At 41.0% G+C, this 11,021-nt stretch carries 10 protein-coding genes and 1 pseudogene; all 11 read right to left on the bottom strand.

Annotated elements, in window-relative coordinates; translation table 11 throughout:
• Positions 1-99 precede the first annotated feature (99 nt).
• Positions 100-1,248 (bottom strand): annotated as a pseudogene (pepP, locus tag KH943_RS06530) (Xaa-Pro aminopeptidase); the annotation flags it as partial.
• Positions 1,249-1,266: 18 nt separating this feature from the next.
• Positions 1,267-1,716 (bottom strand): transcriptional regulator NrdR, encoded by a 450-nt coding sequence (nrdR, locus tag KH943_RS06535; protein WP_304109188.1) that lies wholly within the window; start codon positions 1,714-1,716, stop codon positions 1,267-1,269.
• A 171-nt stretch (positions 1,717-1,887) separates the two neighbouring features.
• Positions 1,888-2,574, bottom strand: coding sequence for an LrgB family protein (locus KH943_RS06540; protein ID WP_304109191.1), 687 nt, complete (start codon positions 2,572-2,574; stop codon positions 1,888-1,890).
• Between the two features lie 8 nt (positions 2,575-2,582).
• Positions 2,583-2,894: a CidA/LrgA family protein gene (locus tag KH943_RS06545; RefSeq protein WP_370447475.1), complete on the bottom strand. Its 312-nt coding sequence runs from the start codon at positions 2,892-2,894 to the stop codon at positions 2,583-2,585.
• A gap of 176 nt (positions 2,895-3,070) precedes the next feature.
• Positions 3,071-4,993, bottom strand: a complete 1,923-nt coding sequence (locus KH943_RS06550; RefSeq protein WP_304109197.1) for an ATP-dependent DNA helicase — start codon at positions 4,991-4,993, stop codon at positions 3,071-3,073.
• 86 nt (positions 4,994-5,079) lie between these two features.
• Entirely contained in the window at positions 5,080-5,877 is a 798-nt protein-coding gene (locus KH943_RS06555) for an ABC transporter ATP-binding protein (RefSeq protein WP_368493494.1), read from the bottom strand.
• Positions 5,878-5,879: 2 nt separating this feature from the next.
• On the bottom strand, positions 5,880-6,812 hold the full coding sequence (locus KH943_RS06560) for an ABC transporter permease (protein WP_304109202.1): 933 nt from the start codon (positions 6,810-6,812) through the stop codon (positions 5,880-5,882).
• Positions 6,813-6,975: 163 nt separating this feature from the next.
• Positions 6,976-7,806: a PHP domain-containing protein gene (locus tag KH943_RS06565; RefSeq protein ID WP_304109205.1), complete on the bottom strand. Its 831-nt coding sequence runs from the start codon at positions 7,804-7,806 to the stop codon at positions 6,976-6,978.
• Positions 7,807-8,100: 294 nt separating this feature from the next.
• Entirely contained in the window at positions 8,101-8,613 is a 513-nt protein-coding gene (locus KH943_RS06570) for an NlpC/P60 family protein (RefSeq protein WP_304109208.1), read from the bottom strand.
• A 58-nt stretch (positions 8,614-8,671) separates the two neighbouring features.
• The gene (locus KH943_RS06575) at positions 8,672-8,965 is read right to left on the bottom strand and encodes an integration host factor subunit alpha (protein WP_304109211.1); all 294 of its coding nucleotides are present in this window, start codon (positions 8,963-8,965) and stop codon (positions 8,672-8,674) included.
• 18 nt (positions 8,966-8,983) lie between these two features.
• A partial coding sequence (gene pheT, locus KH943_RS06580; protein ID WP_304109213.1) for a phenylalanine--tRNA ligase subunit beta occupies positions 8,984-11,021 on the bottom strand: 2,038 nt, incomplete at its 5' end.

Consider the following 11,021-nt stretch of genomic DNA (forward strand, 5'->3'; position numbering starts at 1 on the left):
TCCCATTCTTCATATAGCTTCTCTATATTTTCTTGTATAATCTTAATTTCCTTATTAACTCTTTCGCTCTCTTCCGGATTAGAATATATTTCTTCTTTATGCATCGCTGGCAATGTATAAACCTGGTTCAACGGTAATCACCATACCGATTTCTAATGGGCGGCTACGCTCATTGCTATAATCGCCCACATCATGTACATCTAAACCAAGCCAATGACCTAAACCGTGCATATAAAATTGGCGGCACGCTTTTTGTTCAATCAAGGTTTTTACATCACCTTTTAGAATACCGAGTGCTACCAAACCTTCAGTAAAGATTTCTATCACACGATCATTTACGATTTTGATGGAATTATTCGGCACTAACAGCTTAATCGCCTCTTTTTGGGCTTTTAAAACCAATTCATAAATCGCTTTTTGTGGCTCGCTAAATTTACCGTTTACAGGGAATGTGCGGGTAATGTCACCTGCGTAATAAGCAAACTCTGCCCCTGCATCAATCAACAACAAGTCGCCCTCTTTCATTACCGCACTATTCTCATCATAATGAAGCACACACGCATTTTCACCGCTTGCAACAATCGAATTATAAGAAGGGAAACGAGCTCCAAAGCGGTTAAATTCGTGCTGAATTTCGCCTTCAATTTCCATCTCGTAACGATTTGGACGCGTCTGTTTCATTGCACGAATATGAGCTAATGCTGAAATATGACAAGCCTGTTGAATAAGTGCAATTTCCGCAGTTGACTTAATTAAACGCATCTCTGAAAGCATTGGTCGCCAATCAATCACTTCTTTGAATTGAGCATTAACCACCTTATCGCCCCACACTTGATACCCTTGGGCATAGTAGCAAGCGGTCAAATTTTGTGTTTTTTCTGCAAAAATTTTGGCAAGATGTTCAATTTCACACGCAGCATCAACCTTTAAGGTTTCTGGTGCAGCTTCAACACCTAAGCGACGACCTGTCCAAATCTCTTTTTCTCGATCTTTTTTACGTAAGAAAATGGTACTTTCATATTCTCCATTTCGCTTAATTAACAACAACGCTGATTCTGGCTCCGCAAAACCCGTGAGATACCAGAAATAACTATCTGGACGGAAGTGATAATTGCAGTCGTTATTACGGCGTTTTTCAGTTTCGGTAAAAATAATAAAGGCAGAATTGTCTTGCATTTGAGCAAAGACTTTTTTGCGGCGGGTAATGAATTCTTCTCGTGGAAGTTCGGCAAGATAGGCGAGATCCATAGTTCCTCTCTTAGCCCATTAGGCTTTTAACTGTTCAATTTCTTTAATAAATTCGTCAATATCTTCAAAACTGAGATAGACAGAAGCAAAGCGGATATAAGCTACTTTATCCAACTCTTTTAATACATTCATTGCTAACGTGCCTACCAATTTACTCGGCACTTCACGTTCACCAGTCGCACGTAGTTGTACGATAATCTGGTTAATCGCTCGTTCTTGGTCATCGGCACTCACAGGGCGTTTTTCTAATGCCTTAACTAAACTGATGCGTAATTTATTCGCATCAAAAGGTTCGCGATTACCATTATTTTTCACAATATAAGGAATAAAAAGCTCTGCCGACTCAAAGGTGGTAAAACGCTCCTTACAACTTGTGCATTCACGACGACGGCGAATTTGGTAGCCATCTGCCGCCAAGCGTGAGTCAATCACTTTGGTCTCTTCTTTACTACAAAATGGACAACGCATAATATTCTCTCTGTTCTAAAATGTAGCTTTGTCTAAAGCGAAACATATGAATAATGTAAGTATTTATTATAATTCAAACAGTTATACGCCTCAATTTTATATTTCTGTCCAAATTTAGTTTATTTTTCTAAACTTACTTTTAACTACCTTATATTTATTATTTATCTCTCCTTAATAATATAACCATACCACCAATTTATACATCATTGGAGCAAAAATAGAAGAAAGCACACCGCAAGCTACTAGTGCGATTGAACTATAACTCCCTGTTTTTACACTGTATTCCATACAACGCCCTGTACCTAATGCGTGGGAAACTGATCCCATCGTTAAACCTATTGCACGTACATTTCGTACGCCCAACCAATGTAAAATAGAGAAACCAAAAACAGAACCCAATAAACCTGCAATCATTACACCCACAGCAGTAATCGCAGAGCTTCCGCCGATTTGTCCTGCAATCGCAATCGCAATCGGTGTTGAAACGGATTTAGGAATAATAGTCGCTAAAATATCTTGATGTGCCCCCAGAATCACAGCAAAGAATACCCCTGTGAACATTGCGACAAAGGTACTAAAAAGTAATACAGCCACAATAGGCTTCCATTTTTTGCGAATTTGTGGGAGCTGTTCATAAAAGGGTAAAGCTAAAGCAACAACCGAGACACCAAGTAAATTATTTAGCGGGAAATTACCTTGATAGTAAGAATGATAGGGAATATCCAAAAAATAGAGCAATGCCACCACAATCACCAACGCAATCAGGAATGGATTTAGCACGCTGGAACGCAGTTTTCTGCTGATTTGTTGCCCAGAAAGAAAAGCGAAAATGGTTAGGAGAGAAAAGAGATAAATCATAGCTGCCTCTATTTATATCGATGGAACATTTTTTGTGCGAATAAACCGATTAACACTAACGATAAAGTAGTGCTAAGGATATTAGCGAGCAGGAATGAAACTGCGTGCGAATATAACACATCCACGTGTTCAATAATTTCTGCACAGACAGGAATGAAAAATACAGTCATATAACGTGTTAATGGACGAGCACTCGGCGTAACCCACTCCACTTTAACCACACCAATCACAAGGCAAGCGAAGAGTAATAACATTCCCCAGATGCTATCTGAAATACCTATTGGAATTAAGTAGGCGATCAGCTTTCCTAGATAAAGCATTCCAAAGAGCAAAGCAAGTGAGAGTAAAAGGCGAATGACTTTGAAAATCACAGTTCCTCCTAAAAACAAGCGGTATCATTTCACTTACTTTTTGCAAATCACAATCGAATTTTTTTATGATTTGTAAAAAATAAGCCAAATTATACCGCTTTAGAAGTCAGAAAATTTGATTTAGCTTAAGGTTTTTTCAAAAAATCTACCACTTTCCCTAAATCCCTTGTGCGTTTTGAGGGCGGTAAACTCTTGAGGAAGGTTGCACCATAGTTACGCATTACCAAACGGTTATCGCAAATAATCACCACACCGCGGTCGGTAACATCGCGAATCAATCGCCCTACTCCTTGCTTTAAGGTAATAACCGCTTCTGGAATTTGAATATCGTTAAAGGGATCACCACCTTGCAAGCGGCAATCTTCCATTCTAGCTTTAAATAACGGTTCATCAGGCGAGGTAAACGGCAGTTTATCGATGATCACCAAAGACAAATCATCGCCTCGCACATCAATGCCTTCCCAGAAACTTTGAGTAGCCACCAGCACAGAATGCTCTTCCTTAACAAATTTTTCGAGCAGTTTTGCTTTGCTGGTTTCGCCTTGCAGTAATACATTCAGATTAGTATGCTCACGCAAATAATCGGCAAACCCTCGCATCATATAATAAGAGGTGCAAAGTAAAAAACAACGCCCTTTGTTAGCTTCAATCACAGGCTTAAGCATTTCACCAAGCGTTGTCAGCGTGTGCGATTTATTGCTATCAGGCAGGTAACGAGGCACACAAAGCAGCGATTGTTGTTTATAATCAAATGGGCTTTGCAACACCAGTTGTTCTGCATTTGAAATACCTAAGCGATAGCAAAAATGATCGAAACTTCCGCCAACTTCAAGTGTTGCAGAAGTAAAAACCCAGCCCGATTGCAATGTTTTCATCTGTTCGCTGAATTTATCCGCCACCGTTAATGGAGTAATATGTAAGCCAAATGAACGCCCATTAGCTTCATACCAGTAGCAATAGCCTGTTACTGTGGTATCGCCAAATTTTTTGAGCAAATTTTTCACTTCGGCAAGGCGCTCAAAAATTTTATCGAGCATTTCCGAACGACCAAGCGATTTTTTGATGACCTCACTCAAGAAATCGATATTTTCACTGATTTTGGTTAAGCCATTTACCACTTTTTGATCGGTAAAGAGTTCACGTAAATTGCCACGAACTTGCCCATCTGTTCCCATTAAGAGACGAAAATCTTGTATCGTTTTCTGCAAATGATCGGCTGCTTTACCAAGCTGTGCTAAATCTTTTAATTCCGAGCGGTAAACAATATTGCAATCTTTGCAAAGATCAAACAGCAAGCGAGACGTGAGTGATTGTCCAAAATATTGGCTGGCAATATCAGGCAGCTGATGCGCTTCATCAAAAATGACCAACTCAGCTTCAGGAATCAGCTCACCGAAGCCTGTTTCTTTCACTGCCATATCCGCACAAAAAAGGTGATGATTGACAACTACAATATCCGCATCCATCGCTTTTTTGCGTGCTTGCACCACGTGGCAATCTTTATAATTCGGGCAGTCTGAACCTAAACAGCTTTCTGTTGTGCTGACCAATTGCGGTAAAATCGGGCTATCTTCAGCAATCGTCGTACATTCACTTAAATCGCCCGTTTTAGTGGATTGATGCCATTTTCGCACTTTTGAAAGATCATTAAGCACCGAACGATCACCTGCCACCCCCATCGCAATCAGCTGATCTAAACGTTCTAAACAGAGGTAATTCGCACGCCCTTTCAGTAAGGCGACCTTGCCTTTATATTTCAAGGCTTTTTGAATGGTAGGTAAATCGCGATTAAACAACTGATCTTGTAAGTTTTTTGAGCCTGTGGAAACAATCGTTTTCTTGCCTGAAAGCAAGGCAGGCACTAAATAGGCAAAGGTTTTTCCTGTGCCTGTTCCAGCCTCTACCACCGCAGGAGTTGCAAATTTTACTGCTCTTCCGACCGCTTGTGCCATTTCAAGCTGGGCAGCTCGTGGGCGAAAGCCTTGAATATTGGTGCTTAACCAGCCATCTTTACTGAAAGCATGGTCAATTTTGTCTGTGTATTTCATCGTATTTATCTAGATCACAAAAGGGCGTGTTCAACACGCCCCTACGCTAAGAGCAACACAGTTGCTACAATTTCTTAATCAATAAATTAAACATCCAACAGCAATCCATCATCCGCCAATTGTTCGTGGCGATTTTGTTGGAAAAGTTGCAATAAATCAGGCACATCCATTTGTTTACGCTTTTCACCAGATACATCAAACGCAACTTGCCCTTGATGCAACATCACAGTGCGATCCCCATATTCTAGTGCTTGTTTCATTGAATGGGTTACCATCAAGGTGGTTAGTTTCTGTTCTCGAACAATTTTATCAGTCAGTTGCATCACAAAATCAGTTGTTTTTGGGTCGAGTGCTGCGGTGTGTTCGTCCAGCAAGAGAATGCTTGAAGGTTGAAGCGAAGCCATCAATAGGCTCACGGCTTGCCGCTGACCGCCCGATAAACGCCCCATTCGGTCGGTTAAGCGGTTTTCTAAGCCTAAACCTAACAGAGCCAATTTTTCACGGAAAATTTCACGTTGTTGGCGTTTAATGGCAAATGAAAAACCACGTTTTTGCCCGCGTTGATAAGCTAGTGCCATATTCTCTTCAATAGTAAGATCTTCACACGTACCCGCCATTGGGTCTTGAAACACGCGAGCAACACGATTCGCACGTTGCCAGCTGCTGCTTTGATTCACATTCTGACCTTGAATTAAAATCTCACCGCTATCCACCGGACAATCGCCACTAATCGCATTCAGCATAGTAGACTTCCCAGCTCCGTTGCTACCAATAACGGAAATAAATTCGCCTTGCCCAACGGTTAATGATAAGCCTTTTAATACTGAGTTTTCAATTGCCGTGCCTTTATTGAAGGTAATGAATACATTTTTTAGCTCAATCATCATTAACCCCGTTTTGCCAAAAAGCGTTGTTTTAATTTTGGTAATACTAACACAAAAACGACCAAAAGTGCTGTAATTAAATTCAGATCTTGCGGCCCAAAACCAATCGAATTTAACGCCTCATTATTCAAGGCTAATGCAATAAAACCACGATACAACACCGAGCCAATTAAAACTGCAGTAGTTAGCCAGATAATACGTTTTGCTGAGAATAATGCTTCGCCGATAATAACCGCCGCCAAGCCAATTACGATTGTGCCCACGCCGATGGAAATATCCACTCCACCATTGCTTTGTACATACAATGCTCCAGCTAAAGCAATCAAGCCGTTAGAAATTGCCATCCCTAAAATGGTCATTTTATTGATGTTAATCCCTTGTGCTTTTGCCATTCGGGTATTAGTGCCTGTCGCTCTTACAGCCAAGCCAATTTGAGTTGAGAAGAAAAGGTCAAATAAAATTTTGGCAATAATCACCACAAAAAACGCCATCAACAAACGTACTAATGCAAGTTGCACATCATCTTCAATTGGCATCACATCATAAATTGTCGCTTCGCCAAGCAAGGCAAGATTTGGCATTCCCATAATGCGTAGATTGATGGAATAAAGGGCAATCATCATTAAAATACTGGAAAGCAATTTTTCGATTTTAAAGCCAATGTAAAGGCTTGCCGTAATCATACCTGCCAATGCACCCGCGAACGTACCTAAAAGTGTCGCAATCCAAGGATTTAGACCTTGCAAGATACAAACTACGCAAACTGCTCCACCTAAAGGAAAAGAGCCATCTGCGGTTAAATCAGGGAAATCTAAAATTTTATAAGAAATCAACACGCCCAAAGCAACAAGAGCATAAATCAAACCAAGCTCCAACGCCCCAATCCAAGAGATATTGCTTAAAAATAGCTGAAGAAAGTGAATGAGAATATCCATCGCAGAACCATACTATTAAACTAGTACGATAATTTTAGGGGATTTCACAGAAATTTGCAATTTTTGTTATACATAACTCCAATTATTTTCCATTTCTATTTCAAATAAACCAACTTAACAGCACATAAAAAAGCCCCGACTGGAAAACCAATCAGGGGTTTTATTAGCATATAGGGCAAAACAACGTCCAGATCGGCTTACACTCTTGCGGAAGAATCAATCCTCTGCCTAATTCAATCCAGCCCGTTGGATAATGAAAATCTGAACCGCCAGAGGCATACAAATCAAACTCTTTCGCCCATCGGGTAATCAATTGACGTTGGTCGGGGGTTTGTCCGCAACCTGCCACCTCAATCCCATCACCGCCCGCTAGTTTGAAATCTTCAATCAAACGACGAATCCAACGCCCTGTCATTTTGTAGCGAAGAGGATGAGCGATTGAAACCACGCCACCTGCTTGGTGAACTGTTTTAATAGCTTCTTGCATCTCACACCACATTGGTTTCACATAAGCGGGTTTGCCTTGCCCCAAATATTTTTTGAATGCGTGTTCGATATTTCGCACATACTCTTGCTCAAGCAAAAAACGCCCATAATGGGCACGGGTCACTTCCCCGCTGGATAATTTTTTTGCTCCTTCATAGGCATCTGGAATACCGACCTTTGCAAGTTTTTCACCAATTTCGACCGCTCGTTGTTCACGCAATGCCGCTTGATTATCCAATAATGCGACCAATGCAGGGTGCGTTTCATCTACATTGAGTGCTGCAAGATGAATGCTCTTCTCTTGCCAAACAATCGAAATTTCCACGCCACTGATAAAATAAATCGGCTGATTTTGAGCAGCTTGCTTTGCCTCAGCAATACCCGCTACGGTGTCATGGTCAGTTAAGGCAAGCATTTCCACACCTTGTTCAACGGCTCGATTGACTAATTCCGTTGGGGTTAATAAACCATCTGAAGCGGTGCTGTGTGAGTGTAAATCGTATTTCATTAAATCAGCTCCACTATTTTGAATAAAGTTTGATAGGTTTGAAGAAAGTTTGATAGGTTTTGGATAACATAAAATTATGTAATGATAAAAAAAGCCCCTTGCAAAGGGGCTACTCGGAAAGCAAATTATGAAATAGGTTGTTGAACACAACTCTAGTTTTTGTTGCTTGCAAAGATACGCCAAAATTTTTGCTTTTTCAAACGCATTTTACAAAAACAGAAAACCAATGTTTAAATTTGTGATCGAGTTCAAATTTTTATCTTTGACGCGATCATTTTTTAGTCAAATTAAACACTATAAACGGCGAGCTTGCCAATAAGCTTTCGTCCAAAATGGCGTATTCATACTAGAATAGATAACCCCACCTTTAGTCGAAGCGTGTAAAAATTGCCCGTTTTTTACATAGACTCCAACATGCTTACCATTCGGCCCTCGCCCCGTATTGAAGAAAACCAAATCGCCCGTTCTGATTTCGTGTTTCTCAATTTTTCTGCCAACTTTAGCTTGATCAACCGTCATTCTTGGCAAATTAATACCAAACAGATCTCTAAAAGTAATCTGCATAAACCCAGAGCAATCTACTCCACTATGAGAATTTCCGCCTAGCTTATAACGCGTATTTTTCCAATCTTGTTGATGCTCGCTTAAATTCGCAATCACCATAATCGGATCGCCTAAACTGGTTTTGTTTGTACGATAGATTTTAGCTTGAGAATCAGATGATGGGCCTGAAGAACAAGCGGTCAAAATGACAGCCAAACTTGCCATCATCACTTTGGGTAAATGTTTTCTTAAAAATGCTTTCATCGCTCCTCCCAATAAAGTGCCGAAAGCAAACGTTTAGGCACTTTTTGGTTTTGCTCTCTTATTTACTCTTTCTTGCTGAACTTACACGATCACGCATTTTTTGCCCTACTTTGAAAACCACCACACGGCGAGCAGAAATCGTAACACTTTCACCCGTTTTCGGGTTGCGACCTGGGCGTGCTTTTTTCTCACGTAAGGTAAAATTACCAAAACCAGATAATTTTACTTCTTCGCCTGAAGCTAGCGTTTTTCTAATTTCGTCAAAAAATTGATCAATAAATAATTTTGCGGATTGTTTGTCAAATCCTTTTGCAATTAATGCTTCTGCAAGTTCAACTTTAGTAAGAGCCATAGAATATCCTTTTACGAATTAGTCACGAAGCACCGCATTAAAGCGTTCTGCAAGTGCTACTAACACAGTTTGCATTACCGCATTAATTTCGTCTTCTTCTAAGGTTTTTTCGGTATCTTGAATCGTTAAGCTAATCGCTAAACTTTTCTTACCTTCGGCAAGATTTGTACCTTGGTAAACGTCAAATAAATTTACGCTAACCAATTTTTCCCCACCTGCTTTACGGCAAGTTTCAAGCACTTCACCCGCTGCAACAGTTTCATCAACGACTACCGCAATATCTCGATTATTCGCAGGGAATTTAGAAATCTCTTTCGCTGCTGGCACAGGACGTTCTGAAATCGCTGAAGCTAATAATTCAAACACCACTGGCTTGCCCTTAATACCGAGTTTTTGCACGATTGAAGGGTGAACCGTACCAATAAAGCCGATTTCTTTACCATCAAGCATAATTGCCGCAGATTGTCCTGGGTGTAAAGCTGGGAACGGTTTTGCCACAAATTGCAGATCTTGACGTATTGCTGTTAAAGAAAGCACGCGTTCTAAATCGCCTTTTAAGTCGAAGAAATCTACCGCTTCAGCTTTATTTTCCCAATGGGTTGCACGTTTATCACCCACGATAGCCGCTGCAAATACAGGCTCTTGGCGTACGCCTAATTCTGCATTTGCATCAGGAATAAAACGTAGTCCTGCTTCAAAAATACGCACGCGGTTTTGTTGGCGATTTTGGTTATACACGATGGTTTCCAACAAGCCCGTTAAGAGCGACACTCGCATTGCCGACATTTCGCTCGAAATTGGGTTCGGCAGCATTAACGCTTCTTGGTCTGGATGTAAAAGCTGTTGGATTTTCGGATCAACGAAGCTATAAGTAATCACCTCTTGATAATCGCTATCTACTAACGCCGTACGCACACGAATGGCCTCCAATAATTTCTCTGGCGTGCCTTTCATTTTAAGGTGTGCCAATGGCGAATTGTTTGGAATGCTGTTGTAGCCATAAATACGTGCCACTTCTTCGATTAAATCTTCTTCAATTTCAATATCAAAACGCCAGCTTGGTGCAACCGCTGTCCAAGTGTCATTTTCAAAGGTAACCTTTAAGCCTAAACGAGTAAGAATATCGGTTACGATTTCATCTTCGATATGGTGTCCGATCACCGAATCTAATTTGCTACGGCGTAAGCTCACAGTTTGGCGAGTTGGTAAATATTCTTTTGCAACCGCTTCTACAATTTCGCCCGCTTCACCGCCACAAATTTCTAATAATAATGCCGTAGCACGTTCCATTGCTTGGCGAGTTAATTCAGGATCGACACCACGCTCAAAACGGTGTGAAGCATCAGTGTGTAAGCCGTATAGACGTGCACGTCCCGTAATCGCAAGTGGTGCAAAGAATGCGGCTTCTAATACCACATCTTTGGTTTCTTCATTCACGCCACTGGCTTTACCACCAAAAATCCCTGCCATTGCTAATGCACCTTTGCTATCCGCAATGACAAGCGTATTCGGCTGTAATTTTGCCGTTGTGCCGTCTAACAACACTAATTCTTCGTCTGCTTTCGCCATACGTACTTGAATTGCACCATTAATTTTATCCGCATCAAACGCGTGCATTGGCTGACCTAACTCAAGCAAGCTCAAGTTTGTGATGTCCACGATTGGATCGATAGAACGAATACCACAACGGCGTAATTTTTCCTGTAACCATAATGGCGATGTCGCCTTCACGTTCACATTTTTTACCACACGAGCTAAATAACGTGGGCAAGCCTCTGGGGCTTGTAATTCAACGGCAACTTTATCAGCAATGCTTGCAGGAACTGGAGAAATCGCTGGTGCTTTTACTGCTGCACGGTTAATTACGCCCACTTCACGTGCAATACCTGCAATGCTTAAGCAGTCTGCTCGGTTTGGGGTTAAGCTAATTTCGACTGCCACATCGTTTAAGTTTAAGTATTCACGGAAATCTGTGCCGATTGGTGCATCAGCAGGAAGCTCAATAATACCACTATGATCTTCTTTAATGCCTAATTCAGAGAATGAGCAAAGCATA

Origin of the sequence: Haemophilus parahaemolyticus (assembly GCF_018373095.1) — a bacterium.
In the GTDB taxonomy this organism is placed as follows: Bacteria; Pseudomonadota; Gammaproteobacteria; order Enterobacterales; family Pasteurellaceae; genus Haemophilus_A; species Haemophilus_A parahaemolyticus_A.